General features: G+C 70.0%; 11 protein-coding genes. 8 read left to right on the forward strand and 3 right to left on the reverse strand.

The window, feature by feature from the left end:
- The first annotated feature begins 307 nt into the window (after positions 1 to 307).
- From OHA64_RS34155 to OHA64_RS34185, 7 genes are all read left to right on the forward strand, one after another.
- Positions 308 to 2,002 carry an extracellular solute-binding protein gene (locus OHA64_RS34155; RefSeq protein WP_405619756.1) on the forward strand — a complete coding sequence of 565 codons (1,695 nt, stop codon included), beginning with the start codon at positions 308 to 310 and terminating at the stop codon, positions 2,000 to 2,002.
- Positions 2,003 to 2,029: 27 nt separating this feature from the next.
- Entirely contained in the window at positions 2,030 to 3,058 is a 1,029-nt protein-coding gene (locus OHA64_RS34160; RefSeq protein WP_405619758.1) for an ABC transporter permease, read from the forward strand.
- Positions 3,059 to 3,066: 8 nt separating this feature from the next.
- The gene (locus OHA64_RS34165) at positions 3,067 to 4,014 is read left to right on the forward strand and encodes a carbohydrate ABC transporter permease (protein WP_405624227.1); all 948 of its coding nucleotides are present in this window, start codon (positions 3,067 to 3,069) and stop codon (positions 4,012 to 4,014) included.
- Positions 4,015 to 4,163: 149 nt separating this feature from the next.
- Entirely contained in the window at positions 4,164 to 6,377 is a 2,214-nt protein-coding gene (locus OHA64_RS34170; RefSeq protein ID WP_405619760.1) for a 1,4-beta-glucanase, read from the forward strand.
- Entirely contained in the window at positions 6,377 to 8,344 is a 1,968-nt protein-coding gene (locus OHA64_RS34175; RefSeq protein ID WP_405619762.1) for a beta-galactosidase, read from the forward strand. The genes OHA64_RS34170 and OHA64_RS34175 overlap by 1 nt, the downstream gene beginning before the upstream one ends.
- Positions 8,341 to 10,638, forward strand: coding sequence for a glycosyl hydrolase family 95 catalytic domain-containing protein (locus OHA64_RS34180; protein ID WP_405619764.1), 2,298 nt, complete (start codon positions 8,341 to 8,343; stop codon positions 10,636 to 10,638). Before OHA64_RS34175 ends, OHA64_RS34180 begins: the two co-directional genes overlap by 4 nt.
- 38 nt (positions 10,639 to 10,676) lie before the next feature.
- Entirely contained in the window at positions 10,677 to 11,390 is a 714-nt protein-coding gene (locus tag OHA64_RS34185) for a glycoside hydrolase family 12 protein (RefSeq protein ID WP_405619766.1), read from the forward strand.
- 31 nt (positions 11,391 to 11,421) lie between these two features.
- On the opposite strand, the gene OHA64_RS34190 is transcribed toward OHA64_RS34185, so the two are convergent.
- The 3 genes from OHA64_RS34190 to OHA64_RS34200 all read right to left on the reverse strand — a co-directional run bounded on the left by OHA64_RS34190 (position 11,422) and on the right by OHA64_RS34200 (position 16,009).
- Positions 11,422 to 12,609 (reverse strand): sulfotransferase family protein, encoded by a 1,188-nt coding sequence (locus tag OHA64_RS34190; protein WP_405619768.1) that lies wholly within the window; start codon positions 12,607 to 12,609, stop codon positions 11,422 to 11,424.
- Positions 12,610 to 12,700: 91 nt separating this feature from the next.
- On the reverse strand, positions 12,701 to 14,761 hold the full coding sequence (locus OHA64_RS34195) for a TIM-barrel domain-containing protein (RefSeq protein WP_405619770.1): 2,061 nt from the start codon (positions 14,759 to 14,761) through the stop codon (positions 12,701 to 12,703).
- Positions 14,762 to 14,992: 231 nt separating this feature from the next.
- A complete protein-coding gene (locus tag OHA64_RS34200) occupies positions 14,993 to 16,009 on the reverse strand; it encodes a LacI family DNA-binding transcriptional regulator (protein ID WP_405619772.1) in 1,017 nt (338 codons plus the stop codon).
- A 429-nt stretch (positions 16,010 to 16,438) separates the two neighbouring features.
- On the opposite strand from OHA64_RS34200, the gene OHA64_RS34205 reads away from it, so the two are divergent.
- Positions 16,439 to 18,370: an acyl-CoA dehydrogenase family protein gene (locus tag OHA64_RS34205; RefSeq protein ID WP_405619774.1), complete on the forward strand. Its 1,932-nt coding sequence runs from the start codon at positions 16,439 to 16,441 to the stop codon at positions 18,368 to 18,370.
- Positions 18,371 to 18,380 lie beyond the last annotated feature (10 nt).

An 18,380-nucleotide genomic window follows, 5' to 3' on the forward strand; every position in this document is an offset into this window, starting at 1 on the left:
GTGTCAAGACACCACGGGGCAACAAGTCCGACCCGCCGCCGACATTTCAAGTCGCGTAAGACCTCGGTTGTTTCCTCCATAGCAGGCAGGAATCTTGGGAACGACCCTTGTGCACCCCTGGGTGTTCACTTAACCTCGCAGCAACATCGAAGCGCTTCGACTACGTCGATCGCGAGGCCTGCCCGCCGGACGGCGCGCAGGCCACCGAGGATCAGAGAACCGCTTCGGCTCAGCCAGTTCCACTCAAGACACCGCAGCCGACGACTTCACCGCCGGGTGTCCTGGTGCGCCATGAAGGGTTGACGCAATGACGCCGAACGCCGCTTCCGACTCCTCCGCCCCCAGTCGGAGAAGCTTCCTCGCCTCCACGGCGGTCGCCGCCGCCGCGGTGGCGGGCGGGATGCCGCTGCTCTCCGCCTGCGGCGGTTCGGAGGGCGGGTCGCGCGAGGGGACCACGTCGGGCAAGGACGCGAAGAAGATCCTGCCGGCCTTCGTGGCGAGCAACGTGGTGACACCGGACATCCCGTCCAAGAACGGTTCGTCGATGGGCTTCACCGCCAAACTCGACGGTGCCGCCCTCAAGACCTCGGTCGCGAAGAAGCTGGGCAAGGGCGGCAAGGTCACCATCATGTCGCCGTTCTGGGGCTCCCCGCCCAAGGGGAACAACCCCTACTACACGTCGATGAACGACATGATCGGCGTCGACGTCCGGTGGCGGAACCAGGACGGCAACACCTACGACCAGAAGCTCGGCGCGGTCCTCGCCTCCAGCGACGTCCCGGACGTGGTCGTCGTCCCCAGCTGGAACATGATGGGCAAGATACCCAGCGCCATCATCAGCAAGTTCGCCGACCTCGGCCCGTACCTGTCCGGGGACAAGGTCAAGGAGTACCCCAACCTCGCGGCGATCCCCAGCGACGCCTGGCAGCGCTCCATCTTCGGCGGCAAGCTGATGGGCCTGCCGCAGCCCGCCCCGTCCGTGCCGACCATCGTGCCCCTCTACCGCCAGGACATCTTCGACAAGAAGGGCTACGAAGTCCCGCGGTCCGCCGCGGAGTTCATGGCCCTGTGCAAGGAGATCACCAACGCCCGGGCCAAGGTGTGGGCCTGCGGTGACATGAAGTGGACCGCGATGAACACCTTCGGGGTCCTCGGGGGCGGGGAGAAGCCGCTCTGGTGGAACCTTGTCGACGGCAAGCTGATCAACCGCCTCGAGACCCCGGAGTACCTCGAAGCCATCGAGTGGACGCGCAAGCTGTTCGCCGCGGGAGTCGTCCACCCCGACTTCGAGCTGGGCAAGAGCCAGGCGACCGACCCGGCCCCCAAGTTCGCCGCCGGCGAGTTCCTGATCTGGAACAACAACATCGTCAACTGGTACGGCCAGCAGGCCTCTCAGGCCACCCAGAACCCCGACTTCAAGGTCTGGGGCATGGACATCTGGAACCACGACGGCGGTGACCCGACGCTGTACGCCCAGAATCCGGCCGGCATCTTCTCCTTCATCAGCAAGAAGGCCTCCGAGTCCGTCATCCGCGACGTGCTGGCCGTCGCCAACGTCACCGCGGCGCCGTACGGCACCAAGGAGTGGATGATGACCAACTACGGCGTCGAGGGCACGCACTACACGATCAAGAACGGCGTCCCCGTCAAGAACGACAAGGGCAACAACGAGGTTCTCAACGCCTACGTGATGGTGGCGAGCCCGGCGGCGACCACCGCCCACCCCGACCTGCCGGACGACACCAAGGCCATGGTCGAGTGGGAGCAGCGGATGGGCGCCTTCACCAAGAAGTCGTCCTTCTGGGGCCTGCAGATCACCGAGCCCTCCCGCTACACCAACCTCGCGAACGACTTCGAGCAGCTCGAGGACGACATCATCCGCGGGCACAAGAAGATCAGCGACATGCAACAGGCCGTCTCCGACTGGAAGGGCAAGGGCGGCGACAAGCTGCGCGACTGGTACAAGAAGCTTCTCGACGAGAACGGCACGGCGGCGAGCTGACCAGGCTCTGAGGCGAGGAGAACGGCCGTGTCCAATAGCACGGTGCCTCGGAGCAGTGCCGAGGCCAGCACACCGGTGAAGACCGCGGTGCCGCCCGTCACCGGGGCCCAGAAGGAACAGCGCTCGGGCAAGCTGAGCCTGCGGCTCAGGTTCAGGCGCGACCGTGTCCTGATCCTCATGACGCTGCCGGCCGTCCTGCTGGTCCTGGTCTTCAACTACCTGCCGATCCTCGGCAACGTCGTCGCCTTCCAGGACTACGACCCCTACATCAGCGACAACGGCATCGTCTCCATCCTGCACAGTCCCTTCGTGGGCATGGAGAACTTCCAGCGGATCTTCGAGGACTCGGCCTTCTGGAACGCCGTCCAGAACACGCTGGTGCTGTTCTTCGTCCAGCTAGTGCTGTTCTTCCCGATCCCGGTCCTGCTCGCGCTGCTCATCAACAGCGTGGTCCGGCCCCGGATCCGGGCCGTGGCGCAGGCGGTTCTCTACCTGCCGCACTTCTTCTCCTGGGTGCTGGTCATCGCCGTCTTCCAGCAGATGTTCGGCGGCGCGGGGATGCTCTCCCAACTGCTCAGGCAGAACGGGCACGACGGCCTCAACATCATGACCAACCCGGACACCTTCGCCTTCCTGATCACCGCGCAGAGCGTGTGGAAGGACGCCGGGTGGGGGATCATCGTCTTCCTCGCCGCGCTGGCCTCGGTGCCCACGGACATGTACGAGGCCGCCGCCATGGACGGCGCGGGACGCTGGCGCCGCATGTGGCACGTCACGCTTCCCGCGCTGCGCCCGGTGATCGCCCTCCTGCTCGTGCTGCGCGTCGGCGACGCCCTGACCGTCGGGTTCGAACAGATCCTGCTGCAACGCGACGGCGTCGGAACGGGCGCGGGGGAGGTCCTCGACACCTTCGTGTGGTGGAACGGCGTGCGCAACCAGGACTTCGGCTACGCGGCCGCCGCCGGTCTCGTCAAGGGCGTGGTCAGCATCGGACTGGTCCTCGCCGCGAACAAGGTGGCCCATCTCATGGGCGAGCAGGGGGTGTACAAGAAGTGACGTCCGTGATGTGGGAGCCGAGCCAGGACACCGAGCCGGTACAGCAGAAGGCGCCCCGCTGGTGGGCCGCGCCTTCGCGCCCGGCGTGGGAGGAAGAGCCCTCGAAGGCCGGCCTCGCGGGCAAGGGCATCGCCCTGACGATCGCCTGCCTGGCGGTGGTCTTCCCGCTGTGGATCGTGATCGTCACCAGCCTGTCCTCGCGGAAGACCATCGACGAGGCGGGCGGCCTCGTGATGGTGCCCAAGGGCATCACCTTCGTCGCCTACCAGGAACTGCTCAGCGGCGGCCAGGTCACCCGCGCCACCATCGTCAGCCTCCTCGTGACCCTGTTCGGCACGCTGTTCTCGATGACGGTGTCCGTCCTGTGCGCCTACGGACTGTCCCGCAGCGGATCCCTCGCCCACCGCGGGATCCTGATGACGCTGTTGGCGACCATGTTCTTCAGCGCCGGCCTCATCCCGACCTACCTGCTGGTGCAGTCCCTCGGTCTGACGGACAGCTATCTCGCGCTGATCCTGCCGAGCGCGCTGAGCGTCTTCAACATCCTGGTGCTGCGCAGCTTCTTCATGGGCATCTCGCAGGAACTCGTCGACGCCGCGCGCATCGACGGCGCGGGGGACTTCCGGATCCTGTGGCAGATCGTCATGCCGCTGTCGCGGGCGGTCCTCGCGGTGATCACGCTGTTCTACGCCGTCGGGTACTGGAGCGCCTGGTTCAACGCGTCGATCTACCTGAACGACCAGGACATGATGCCGTTGCAGAACGTCATGATCCAGCTGGTGCAGAAGCAGGAGGCGCCGGTGGGTCTCGGCCAGGCCATCAAGACCGGGCAGCTGTCGGGACTGGCCATACAGATGGCGGTCATGGTGATGGCGCTTCTCCCGGTCGCCGTGCTGTCCCCCTTCGTCCAGAAGCACTTCAAGAAGGGCATGCTCACGGGCGCGGTGAAGGGCTGACCTGCGCCTTTCCAACGGGGGCTTCTGTCGTTCGCCGGCTGCGGGTTGTTTGTGGCTGGTCGTGCCCAGGCGGCGGAGCCGCACATCGATACAGCCCCGCGCCCCTGAGGTGCGTCCACTTCCCCCTTTCTTGCAGATCGAGGTCTGTCATGCGTACGTCCAGCCTGAGTCGCCGTGCTGTTCTCGCCGGGACCGCGGCCGCTGCCGCGCTCACCACCGTCCCGTTGCTCCCCGGGCGTGCGCAGGCCGCTGACAGCGCCGCCGCCCACGCCTACCGCTGGCGCACCGCCGTCATCGGCGGCACCGGCTTCGTCACCGGCGTGCTGTTCCACCCCTCCGTACGGGGTCTCGCCTACGCCCGTACCGACATCGGCGGTGCCTACCGCTGGGACGACCGGGCCGCACGGTGGACCCCGCTGACCGATCATCTCGGCTGGGACGACTGGAACCTCCTCGGTGTCGAGGCCATCGCCGTCGACCCCGCGCATCCGAACCGCGTCTACCTCGCCCTCGGCACCTACGCCCAGTCCTGGGCCGGAAACGGAGCCGTCCTGCGTTCCGAGGACCGGGGCGCCACCTGGTCCCGCACCGACCTCACCGTGAAGCTCGGCGCCAACGAGGACGGCCGGGGTACGGGGGAGCGGCTGCTCGTCGATCCGCGGGACAGCGACACCCTGTGGCTGGGCACCCGGCACGACGGGCTGCTCAGGTCCACCGACCGGGGGGCCACCTGGGCGGCGGTGAGCGGCTTCCCGGGCACGCCGAGCGCGTCCGGCCAGGGCGTCACCTTCCTCGTCGCCGCCGGCCGCACCCTCTACGCCGGCTGGGGCGACTCGGACGGGACGGCCCCCAACCTGTACCGCACCGCCGACGGCACCACCTGGAAGGCCGTCCCCGGGCAGCCCTCGGGCACCTCCGCCAAGGTCCCGATCCGCGCCGCGTACGACAGGACCACCCGCGAGCTGTACCTGTCGTACGCCAACGCGCCCGGACCGAACGGCCAGTCCGACGGCAGCGTGCACAAGCTGCGCACCACGGACGGGAAGTGGACCGAGGTCACGCCGGTGAAGCCCGGCGGGACGACAAGCGACGGTTCCGCGGACACCTTCGGCTACGGCGGCGTCGCCGTCGACGCCTGTCGCCCCGGCACGGTCGTCGTCTCCACCAACAACCGCTGGGCTGCGATCGACACCCTGTACCGGACCACCGACGGCGGCCGTACCTGGACGTCCCTCAAGGACGCCGCCGTGTTCGACGTGACCGAGACTCCCTTCCTCAACTGGGGTGCTGACAAGCCGAAGTTCGGCTGGTGGATCCAGGCGGTCGGCATCGACCCGTACGACTCGAAGCACATCGTTTACGGCACCGGCGCCACCCTCTACGGCACCCGGGACCTCAAGCGCTGGGCCCCACAGATCCGCGGTCTGGAGGAGACGGCCGTGCGCCAGCTGATCTCGCCCCCGGTCGGGGAGGCGCATCTGCTCAGCGGGCTCGGGGACATCGGCGTGATGTACCACGAGCGCCTCACCGCGTCTCCGTCTCGCGGCATGGCGTCGAACCCCGTGTTCGGGTCGGCGACGGGACTCGCGCAGGCCGCGGCCAGACCGGCGTACGTGGTCCGCGCGGGCTTCGGTGACAACGGCAACGGCGCCTACTCGAACGACGGCGGGCAGACCTGGGCGCCCTTCAAGGCCCAGCCCGCGATCGCCAAGGACGCACCGGGACCGATCGCCGCCAACGCCGACGGCAGCGTGCTGTTGTGGTCCTTCGTGCACTGGGACGGCACGAAGTACGCGGCCCACCGCTCGGCCGACAACGGTGCCACCTGGACCGAGATCGCCTCCTTCCCGAAGGGCGCCACGCCGGTCGCCGACCCGGCCGACCCGACGCGCTTCTACGCATACGACACCGACACGGGAACGCTACTCGCCAGCACTGACAGTGGCCTCTCGTTCACAGCGCGTGCGACCGGACTGCCCTCCGGCGACAGCCAGTTCAAGCTGGTCGCGGCGCCGGGCAGATCCGGTGACCTGTGGCTCTCCGCGAAAACGAACGGCCTCCACCGGTCCACCGACGGCGGGGCGACCTTCTCGAAGATCGACAGCTGCTGGGCCTCGTACACCCTCGGTTTCGGCAAGGCGGCCGACGGGGCCGACCACCCGGCGATCTACCAGGTCGGCTCGACCGGGACCATCACCGCGGTCCACCGCTCCGACGACGGCGCCAAGACCTGGGTGCGGATCAACGACGACCAGCACCAGTGGGGCTGGACCGGTGAGGTGATCACCGGTGACCCGCGGGTGTACGGCCGGGTCTACCTCGCCACCAACGGGCGCGGCATCCAGTACGGGGAGCCCGTCTGATGCCCGGCCTGAGCACGGTGACGAACGGCCGCATCCTCTACGGCGGCGACTACAACCCCGAGCAGTGGCCCGAGGAGACCTGGCACGAGGACGTCCGCCTCATGAAGGCCGCCGGCGTCAACTCCGTCACCGTCGGAGTCTTCTCCTGGGCGAAGCTCGAACCCCGCCCGGGGGAGCGGGACTTCAGCTGGCTGGACCGGCTGATGGACCTGATGCACGCGGGCGGCATCGGGGTCGTCCTGGCCACCCCCACCGCCTCCCCGCCGCCGTGGATGGGCCATCTGCACCCCGACACCCTGCCCGTCGACCAGGACGGCCGCACCGAGTGGTGGGGCGGACGCCAGCACTTCTCGCACTCCAGCGCCACCTACCGCCGCTACGCCGCCGCCATCACCGAGGACCTGGCCGCCCGCTACGGCGACCACCCGGCCCTCACCATGTGGCACATCAACAACGAGTACTGCACCTACGACTGGAGCGACGAGGCCGCCGCCCGCTTCCGGGGCTGGCTCCAGGGCAGGTACGGCACCCTCGACGCCCTCAACGAGGCCTGGGGCACCGCCTTCTGGAGCCAGGGCTACGGCGACTGGGCGGAGATCCACACGCCCCGCCACGCCCACTACCTGAAGAACCCGAGCCAGGTGCTGGACTTCAAGCGGTTCACGTCCGACATGCTCCTGGAGTGCTACGTCGCCGAACGCGACATCGTCCGCCGGGCCACCCCGCACCTCCCGGTCACCAGCAACTTCATGCCCCTGTGGGTCGGCCAGGACGCGTGGCGCTGGGCCGAGGAGGAGGACGTCGTCTCCGTCGACCTCTATCCCGACCCGCGTGATCCGCTCGGCGCGCAGAACGGCGCCCTCGTCCAGGACATGACGCGTTCGCAGGCCCGTGGCCCCTGGATGCTGATGGAACAGGCGGCCGGTCCGGTCAACTGGCGGGGCGTCAACCACCCCAAGCCGCGCGGCCTCAACCGACTCTGGTCGCTCCAGGCCGTGGCCCGGGGCGCGGACGCCGTCTGCTACTTCCAGTGGCGGCAGTCCCGGCAGGGCGCGGAGAAGTTCCACTCCGGGATGGTCAGCCACGCGGGGGAGGAAGGCCGGACGTACCAGGAGGTGAAGCGGCTCGGCGCCGAACTCGCCGAGATCGGCGCGGAGGTGACGGGGACTCACACCGCGAACGACATCGCCGTCCTGCACGACTGGCACGCCTGGTGGGCCGGAGCCCAGGACGGCCGGCTCTCCCACCAGGTCGACCACCCCGACCTCCTCAAGGCCTGGCACCGCGCCCTCTGGGAGGCCCACCTCACCACGGACTTCGCGCACCCCGAGCACGATGTGAGCGGCTACCGGCTCGTCGTCGTCCCGCAGTTGTACGCCCTCACGGACGCGGCGATCGACAACCTCCTCGCGTACGTCCGCGACGGCGGCACCCTCGTCTCCGGCTTCCTCACCGGCATCGCGGACGAGGACGACCGGGTCCGGCCCGGCGGCATGGACGCCCGCCTGCGTGAGCTGTTCGGCATCCGCACGCTGCACGAGTGGTGGCCGCTGGACGTCGGCGAGCAGGTCGAGTGCGACGGCTTCCGCGGCACCCTGTGGTCGGAGGAGATCGAGAAGACCGAGGACTGCGCGACGGAGGCGGCCTACAAAGGCGGCGAACTCGACGGACTGCCCGCCGTGCTCCGCAAGGGCCGCACCTGGTACCTCTCGACGCTCCCCGAACCGACCGCGATGCGCGACCTGATCGCCCGGATCGCCACCGACGCCGGTGCCCGCCCCGCGCTCGAGGCGCTGCCCGCCGAGGTCGAGGCGGTCCGCCGCGGTGACCTGCTGTTCCTCCTCCATCACGGGCGCGACTCCGTGACGTTCGAGGTACCCGGCACCCACCGGGACCTGCTGACGGGCGCCTCCGTGACGGACGAGATCACCCTCGGCCGCTACGGAGTGGCGGTGCTGAAGCCATGACCCACGGAGGCGCGACCGAGGCAGCCGCGACCCAGGCAGGCACGACCACCGGTCCCGTCCATGGCACCTGGGAGCCGCGCCCCGCCGCCCGCTGGGAGGACGCCTTCCTGAGCGGCAACGGCCGCCACGGCGCCCTGGTGTTCGGCGATCCGAACGACGAGCGTGTCATCGTCACCCATCACGCCCTCGTCCGCCCCAACGGCGCCGAGCACGCCCGCCCGCCGCAGCTCGCCGCCGAACTCCCCGCACTCCAGGACCGGTTGCTGGCCGGCGAGACCACCGCCGCCGAGACCTTCACCGACGGCCGTGACCTCCAGTGGGTCCAGCCCTTCCACCCCGCCTTCCAGATACGGCTGCGGAGGCCGAAGCCTGCCGAGCCGCGCGGGTACCGCCGGCGTGTCGACTTCACCACCGGCGAGGCGACGGCGGAGTGCGCGGGCCTGCACAGCCGCGTCTTCGTCTCCCGCGCCGACGACGTCGTCGTCCAGCGGATCGACACCCCCGACCTGGACGTCTCCCTCGACCACCGGCTCCCGGGCGCGCCCCACGACCTCGCTCTCGGCCAGGGTGTCGTCCTCACCCCCGAGGGTGCCCTGCTCACCCTGCGCGCCCGCTACCCCGGCAGTGACCGCGCGTACACCGGCGTGACGCTGGTCGTGGTCTCGGGCGGCCGTACCTCCCTCACACCCCCCGGCCTGCGGATCACCGGCGCCGAGTCCGTGCTGCTGCTCACCCGGGTCCTGCGCCACCCGGACCACCAGAACCACCAGCGCGGCCCGGACGCCCCGAACGCCGAAGAGACCGACCCGGACGACCTGGCCCAGGCCCGCGCCCTCGGCGACCTGCTCCCGGCCGACGAGGACCCGTACGCCGTCCTCTTGGCCCGCCACACCGCCCCGCACCGCTCGGCCTACCAGCGGGTGACCCTCGACCTCGCCGCGGACCGGGCCGAACGCGCCCTGCCCGGCTCGGAGTTGCTCGCACGCCCCGACAGCCCCGCCCTCATGGAACGCCTCTTCGCCGCCGGCCGCTACCACCTGCTCTCCGCCAGCGGCGTGCTCCCGCCCCGCCTGGTGGGCCTGTGGACCGGAGACTGGAACACGGCGTGGTCGGGAGCCTTCACCAACGACGCCAACCTCAACCTGCAGACAGCCTCCGCCGCGGCGGCGGCCCTCCCCGAAGTCACCGAAGCGCTCGCTCGCCTGATCGACCGTCAGCTGGGCGACTGGCAGGAGAACGCCCGTGCCGTCTTCGGCACCCGTGGCGTGGTCGCTCCCGCGCACACCGACGGCGAGTCCGGACTGGCCTACCACTTCAGCCGCGAGTACCCCCTCCACCTGTGGACCGCCGGCGCCGACTGGCTGCTCAAGCCGCTCGTCGACCACGACGAGACCCGCGGCGAGCGAGACCCGCGCACCGCCCGCGCGCTCGCCGAAGTCGCCCTGTTCTACGAGGACTTCCTCACGCGCACGGACTCCGACGGGCACCTGGTCGTCGTCCCCTCCTACTCGCCGGAGAACCGGCCGGCGAACGCGAGCTGGGGCACGGTCAACGCGGCCATGGACCTCTCGGCCGCCCGGCACGCCCTGCTCACCGCCGCCGCCTACCACCCGGACCAGCCGGAACGGGCCGACCGCTGGCGCGCGCTCGCCGACCGCCTCCCACCCCACCGGACCAACGCCGACGGCGCCCTCGCCGAGTGGGCCAGGCCCGGCCTCGACGACACCTACGACCACCGCCACCTCAGCCACCTCTACGGCGTCTGGCCGCTGGACGAGATCACCCCGTACGACACCCCGGACCTCGCGGCAGCCGCCCACCGGGCACTCGAACTGCGGGGCTCCGAGAACGACTCGGCGCACGGCCACCTCCACCACGCCCTGGTCGCGGCCCGGCTGCGCGACGGCGAACGAGTCGCGCACGCCCTCGGTCAGGTGCTCAAGGGGGACTTCTTCCACGACTCGCTCATGAGCGCGCACTACCCGGACCGAAACGTCTACAACGCGGACGCCGCGCACACCCTGCCCGCCGTGCTCGTCGAGATGCTCGTCCACTCGACGCCGGACCGGCTGGTCCTGCTGCCGGCGCTGCCGACGACGTACCCCAAAGGCGAACTGCGAGGCATCCGAACCCGGTTCGGGGCGGAGCTCGACCTCGTCTGGAGCCCGCACAAAGTGACCGCGGTCGTGCGCCCCACCCGCACGCACCGGGTCGAACTCAGGACTTCCTCCGGCGCGGAGCCGCTCGACCTCGTCGCCGGAGAAGACCACGTCATCACCCTGAGGGCGTGGTAACTCCCCCCGCGTTTCCCCCCACCCATGGAAGGAACACCATGGCAAAGAGCACACTCCGCAAGCTCACCATGGCCGTACTTGCCCCGGCGATGGCGATCGGCGCCACCGTCTCTCTCGCCTCCGCCCCCGCCTCGGCCGCCGTCTGGAGCTCCTGCGACCAGTGGGGCAACACCAGCCTGAACGGCTACACCCTCTACAACAACATCTGGGGCTCAGGCGCCGGCAGCCAGTGCATCTGGGCCAACTCCGGCACCAACTGGGGAGTCAACGCCAACCACCCCGACACCGGCGGCATCAAGTCCTACCCGAACTCCAAGAAGGTGATCAACAAGTCGATCACCTCACTCGGTTCGCTCTCCAGCAACTACAACGTCACGGTCCCGTCGTCCGGCGCGTACAACACGTCGTACGACATCTGGGACACCGACTACGACTACGAGATCATGCTCTGGGTCAACAAGACCGGAGCCGTCGGACCCCTCGGCACCTCGCAGGGCAATGTGACGCTCGGCGGCCACACCTGGACCGTCTACAAGGGCACCAACGGCGCGAACGAGGTCTTCTCGTTCATCCGCACCTCGAACTCGACCTCCGGCACCGTGAACATCCTGCCGATCCTCAAGTGGATCAAGGACACCAAGGGCTGGTTCGGCAACGAGACCATCGGTGACGTCCAGTTCGGCTTCGAGATCACCTCGTCGTCCGGCGGCAAGGACTTCGCGGCCAACAACCTGACGGTCAGCAGCAGCTGACCGGTCGCCCGGGCCGGGGCCGGCCGTGCCGTCAGGCGCGGTCGACCTCGGCCCGCAGGGTGTTGTAGTCGGCGAACGCCGCCTCGACCTCGTCCCGCGTCAGACCGTAGCGGCCCAGGTCGTAGCGGTGCGGGCGGCTGCCCCTGAGATGGGTCGCCACCTCGGGCAGCCGTGCGGCGTCGGCGTCGGTCCAGCGGGCGCCGACGGCCTCGTACAGCTTCGGGGCGCCGGCCGCCGGGTCGGAGCCGAGCCAGGAATACGGCACGTCCACCACCGCCCCGGGGGGCGCGTCCGCCCTGGCCGCGAGCCCGCGCCGAACCGAGCGGCTCAGCAGGTCGAGCCAGGTGGCCCCCAGGGCGTGCGGGTCGACCCTGCGACGGGACAGGGCCATACCGCACTCGACCAGACTGCAGAACGAGGCGACCGCGGTCACCGGGTCGCGGTGGGTCCACACGAGGGTGGCGTCCGGGAAGACGGTGAGCAGGGCGTCGAGGTTCCCGGTGTGCATGGGGGACTTCAGGATCCAGCGGCGGCGCGGCCGGCCGTACTGAAGCACCTGCAAGCACTCCTTGAGGTGCCGGTAGTCGGGGACGAAGTCCCGCTCGAACTGCCGGGCGTGGTACTCCGGCAGCTGGGCCTGGGACAACGGCACCAGGGCGTGCGGCAGGAGGAAGGTGCACTCCTCGGGGCCCTCGGCGGTCATCGGGTGGATCTCGCGGAAGCGCGGGGTGAGCAGATACGTGCCGTCCAGCATCCGGCGCGCGGACGTGATCGCCTTCTGCCGCTCCCGGGGCGAGGGCGCGAGGCCGGGGGCGAGCAGCTCCCACAGCCGGGGACAGCGGTGCTCGTCGGAGAGGGACAGCACGCCGTGGGTGAGTGTGGTGGCGGTGCGCGGCAGACCGACCACGAACACCGGCTTCTCGACGGGTTCCCGCGCGATCGCGGGGTGCTCGGCGTGCAGCCGCCGGATCCGGGCCCGGTTGGTGAGATGCCGGCGGACGTGGGACCGCGCGGACTGCCAGCCGATCGGTGACAGGCCCTCGTCGGCCGCCCACTCACGCAGCAGCAGCCTGAAGTCGTCGGTGAACCACTCGTCCCCTTCCCGTTGCCCGGCCTTGCCGGCTATCCGGTCGAAGACCCGGTCCGGGTCGCGCCGGGAGGCCAGCGCGGGGCGCAGTAACTGATTGGCCAGCGTCAGAGGGAGGGGAGTGGAAGACACGAGGCGAGTTCCTTTTCCGGGGGCGGGTGGCTCGGCAACAAGTGTGCTGAACAAGCAGGTTGACGAAACCACCGCCCCCCTCGGGGTGCCGCTACTCGGCGACCGGAAGGCTCGCCCCGTCCCGCAGGAACAGCGGGATGCGATCCAGCGGGGCGTCGACCGTCACGGCCGCACCGCCCTCGTACGTCTCCCTGGTCCACGCGTCCGTCCAGGCAGCGCCCGCCGGAAGGTACGTGGTGCGGGTCGTGGCGCCCGCCGTGAGCACCGGCGCGACCAGCACGTCCCGGCCGAACAGGTAGGCGTCGTCGACCGACCAGGCCGCCTGGTCCTCGGGGAACTCCAGGAAGAGCGGGCGCATGACCGGCAGGCCCTCCTCGTGGGCCTCGCGCATGACCTCCAGGACGTACGGCTTCAGTCGTTCGCGCAGCCGCACGTACCGCTCCAGGATCGCCCCGGCCTCCTCGCCGTACGACCACACCTCGTTGGGGCCGCCGGTCATCTCCGGGCCGAGCGGCATCGCCGGGTCGCGGAAGCCGTGCAGGCGCATCAGCGGGGACAGCGCGCCGAACTGGAACCAGCGGACCATCACCTCGCGGTACGCCGGGTCGTCCGGGTCGCCGCCGTGGAAGCCGCCGATGTCGGTGTTCCACCACGGGATGCCGGACAGCGCGGTGTTGAGACCGGCCGCGATCTGGCGGCGCAGGGTCGGGAAGTCGGTGCCGATGTCACCGGACCACAGGGCGGCGCCGTAGCGCTGACTGCCCGCCCACGCCGACCGGTTGAGGGTGATCACCTCGTCCTCGCCGGACGCCAGCAGGCCCTCGTGGAAGGTGCGGGCGTTCTCGGCCGGGTACATGTTGCCGACCTCCAGACCCGGGCCCGCCCAGTAGCGCAGGTTCTCCGGGAAGCCCGGCTTCAGCTCCGGCTCGCAGGCGTCCAGCCAGAAGGCCGTGATGCCGTACTGCTCCAGGTAGTTGCGCCGGACCCGCGACCACACGAAGTCACGGGCGTCGGGGTTGGTGGCGTCGTAGAAGGCGACCTGGACGGTGGAGGCGACCTCCTTGTCCGGCCAGTCGGCGTGCGCCATCGGGCCGTACTGGGTGCCGATGAAGTATCCGCGCTGCTCCATGACGGGGTGGTTCTCGCTCAGCGGGGACACGGACGGCCACACGCTCACCACCAACTTGACGCCCATGTCGTCGAGTTCACGCACCATCGCCGCCGGGTCCGGCCACTCCGCGGGATCGAACTTCCAGTCGCCCAGGTGAGTCCAGTGGAAGAAGTCGCACACGATGGCGGCGAGGGGCAGGCCGCGCCGCTTGTACTCCCGGGCCACGGCGAGGAGTTCGTCCTGGGTGCGGTAGCGCAGCTTGCACTGCCAGAAGCCCGCCGCCCACTGCGGCATCATCGGCGTACGGCCCGTCACCGCGCTGTAGTGGCGCTGGCCGTCCGCCGGATCGCCCGCGGTGATCCAGTAGTCGATCTGACGGGCCGAGTCCGCCACCCAGCGGGTGCCGTTGCCGGCCAGTTCCACGCGCCCGATCGCCGGGTTGTTCCACAGGAGGGTGTAGCCGCGGCTGGAGGTGAGGACGGGGATGCCGACCTCGGCGTTGCGCTGGACCAGGTCCAGGACCAGGCCCTTCTGGTCCAGCCGGCCGTGCTGGTGCTGGCCGAGGCCGAACAGCTTCTCGTCGTCGTAGGCGGCGAAGCGCTGCTCCAGACGGTGGTGGCCGTTGCCGACGGCGGTGTAGAGGCGCGAGCCGGGCCACCAGAAGTGGGCGCGGTCCTCGGCCAGCACCTCGAAGCCGTCCTCGGTGCGCAGAAAGCGGACCAGGCCCTCGGCGCTGACCTCGACGGTCAGTGTGCCGACGGTCAGTGATCCCAGGCCGTCTTCGATCTTGACGGTGGACTCGGTGAGGGGCGGCTCGTCGAGCAGCGCGCCCGGCAGCCCCTCCAGGATCGGACCGCCGAGCCGGGCCCGGACCCGGACCGCGTCGGGGCCCCAGGGCTCGACGCGCACGGTCTCCTGGCGGCCGCTCCACTCCAGCGCGCCGTCCCGCTCCCGGAAGGTGCCGACGGTGGGTGACGACTGCGCGAGGCTGACCTGGGGCTGGTCCCCGGCCAGGTGCTGGGTTTCGGCGGGCTGGTTCACATTGCTCCTTGAAGCAGGGCAGAAGCAGGGCAGAAGCAGGGCAGAAGCAGGGCAGAGGGAGTCAGAAGGAGGGCAGGCAGACAGGGGCCCCTGGCGGGGCGGGGCGTTGCCCGGGCGGGCACGGCGGGAGAGGTGGGCGTGAAGGCGGACGCGAGGCGAGGAGAGGTGCGGGAGAGGAGACGCGGGCGAAGAGGTGCGCGAGGAGGCGAGGAAGGGGCGAGGTCGGAGGGGTCAGGAAACCGTGGACGGAGCCGGTCCCGTGCTCGTCCGGACCGTCAACTCGGGCGCGATCAGCACGACTTCGTCGCTGCCACTGCCGACGAGCTTGGCGATCAGACGCTCCACGGCGTGCCGGCCCATCTCCTGGGCGGGGATGGCGACGGAGGTCAGCCGCACCGAGGCCTGCACGGCGACCTGGTCCGGACAGATCGCCACCACCGACACGTCCTCGGGCACGGCCCGGCCCTGCTGGCGCAACAGGGCGAGCAGCGGCTCGACCGCCGACTCGTTCTGCACGACGAACCCGGTGGTGCCCGGGCGTTCGTCGAGCACCCGGGCGAGGGTCACGGCCATCGCGTCGTACCCGCCCTCGCACGGCCGGTGCAGCAGCCGTACGCCCAACTCCTGGGCGCGGGAGCGCAGTCCGTCGAGGGTGCGCTCGGCGAAGCCGGTGTGCCGTTCGTAGACGGCCGGTGCCTCGCCGATGACAGCGATGTCGCGGTGTCCGAGCTTCGCGAGGTGCTCGACGCACAGCGCCCCCGTCGCCCGGAAGTCAAGATCCACACAGGTCAGGCCGGTGGTGTCGGCCGGCAGTCCGATGAGCACGGACGGCTGGTGGGTGCCGCGCAGCAACGGCAGCCGCTCGTCGTCGAGCTCGACGTCCATCAGGATCATCGCGTCGGCGAGCCCGCTGCCGGTGACCCGGCGTACGGCGTCGGGGCCCTCCTCGCCGGTGAGCAGCAGGACGTCGTATCCGTGGGTGCGGGCCGCGGTGGCCACCGCGATGGCGATCTCCATCATCACCGGCACGTAGATGTCGGTGCGCAGCGGGATCATCAGCGCGATGATGTTCGACTTGCTGCTGGCCAGAGCGCGGGCGCCCGCGTTCGGGTGGTAGCCGAGGTCACGGATGCTCTGCTCGACCCGCTGCCGGGTGGTGGTGGAGATGGACCGCTTGCCACTGAGGACATAGCTCACCGTGCTGGCCGAGACTCCGGCGTGCTGGGCGACCTCGGCGAGGGTGACCATCCAGCTCTCCAAGCTTTGTGAAGCGCTTCGACAGTGCGCCATACGAACAGGGGCGGGTGAGAGTGGTTCGACAGTAGCTTTAGCGGAGGTGGGTGTCCATAGGTTGTCGAAGCGCTTCGACAGAGACTTCCGGACGCGCGGCCGGGATGCGGATTCCTGAGTACCACGACCGGCCGTCGGGGGCCATGGACAGGCCGGACGGGCGGCGGGCCGGGGAACACACCACCACCTCGTACGGCGCCCTCGACGAACCCCTGCGTTCGGGCGCCCGCGGGGCCGACGTCCCGGACACCGCCGGCGGTGGCCTCATCGGCCGAACGGACGCGCGAGGGGTGGTGGGGTCGGGTCGGATCGGGTACATACGAACGGGTAGCACCCGTCAGTAACCAAACGGCCCCAAGGTCCCGATTCGCGGCGAGGTGAGCCTCAATGTCCGCACCACCCACCCAACCCACCGTCACCGAGCGTGAAGCACGCCAGGTGGCGGAGGCCGCCCGGGAGCAGGACTGGCGTAAGCCCAGCTTCGCCAAGGAACTGTTCCTCGGCCGCTTCCGGCTCGACCTCATCCACCCCCATCCGATGCCCCCCGACGAGGCCGCCCAGCGCGGCGAGGAGTTCCTCGCCAAACTGCGCGACTTCTGCGAGACGAAGATCGACTCGGCGCGGATCGAGCGCGACGCGCTGATCCCCGACGAGACGGTCAACGGGCTCAAGGAGCTCGGCGCCCTCGGCATGAAGATCGACACCAAGTACGGCGGCCTGGGCCTCACGCAGGTCTACTACAACAAGGCCCTCGCCCTGGTCGGCTCCGCGAACCCGGCGCTCGGCGCGCTGCTGTCCGCCCACCAGTCGATCGGCGTTCCACAGCCGCTGAAGATCTTCGGCACCCAGGAGCAGAAGGACACCTTCCTGCCCCGCCTGGCCCGCACGGACATCTCGGCGTTCCTGCTGACCGAACCGGACGTCGGCTCCGACCCCGCGCGCCTGGCCACCACCGCCGTCCCGGACGGCGACGACTACGTGCTCGACGGGGTCAAGCTGTGGACCACCAACGGCGTGGTCGCCGACCTGCTGGTGGTCATGGCCCGGGTGCCGAAGTCCGAGGGGCACAAGGGCGGCATCACCGCGTTCGTCGTGGAGGCCGGCTCCGAGGGCATCACGGTCGAGCACCGCAACGCCTTCATGGGCCTGCGCGGCCTGGAGAACGGTGTCACCCGCTTCCACCAGGTCCGCGTCCCCGCGGCCAACCGCATCGGCGCCGAGGGCGCGGGCCTGAAGATCGCGCTGACCACCCTCAACACCGGCCGGCTGTCGCTGCCCGCGATGTGCGTGGGCGCCGGCAAGTGGTGTCTGAAGATCGCCCGCGAGTGGTCGGCGGCGCGGGAGCAGTGGGGCAAGCCGGTCGCGTTCCACGAGGCGGTCGGCTCGAAGATCAGCTTCATCGCGGCGACGACCTTCGCCCTTGAGGCCGTGGTCGATCTCGCGAGCCAGATGGCGGACGAGGACCGCAACGACATCCGCATCGAGGCCGCCCTCGCCAAGCTGTACGGCTCCGAGATGGCCTGCCTGATGGCCGACGAACTGGTCCAGATCCGCGGCGGCCGCGGCTTCGAGACGGCGGCGTCCCTGGCCGCCCGCGGGGAACGCGCGGTACCCGCCGAGCAGATGCTGCGCGACCTGCGCATCAACCGCATCTTCGAGGGCTCGACCGAGATCATGCACCTGCTGATCGCCCGCGAGGCGGTGGACGCCCACCTGTCGGTGGCCGGTGACCTGATCGACCCCGACAAGTCCCTGTCGGACAAGGCGAAGGCGGGCGCGAACGCGGGTGTCTTCTACGCCAAGTGGCTGCCGAAGCTGATCGCGGGACCGGGGCAACTCCCGCGCTCCTACAGTGAGTTCAATCATGAGGTGGACCTCTCCGGCCACCTGCGCTACGTCGAGCGCACCGCCCGCAAGCTCGCCCGCTCCACCTTCTACGCCATGTCCCGATGGCAGGGCCGGATGGAGACCAAGCAGGGCTTTCTGGGCCGGATCGTGGACATCGGCGCGGAACTGTTCGCGATGAGCGCGGCCTGCGTGCGCGCGGAACTCCTGCGCACCACCGACGACCACGGCCGGGAGGCGTACCAGCTCGCCGACGTCTTCTGCCGGCAGTCCCGCATCCGGGTCGAGGAACTCTTCGGCCGTCTGTGGAGCAACACCGACGACCTCGACCACAAGGTCGTCAAGGGCGTGCTCTCGGGCACGTACGAGTGGCTGGAGGAGGGCATCGTCGACCCGTCGGGCGACGGTCCGTGGATCGCGGACGCGACCCCGGGGCCGAGCGAGCGGGACAACGCCCACCGCCCGATCCGCTGACCGACGCATG

Origin of the sequence: Streptomyces sp. NBC_00076 (genome assembly GCF_045041235.1) — a bacterium.
Lineage (GTDB): Bacteria > Actinomycetota > Actinomycetes > Streptomycetales > Streptomycetaceae > Streptomyces.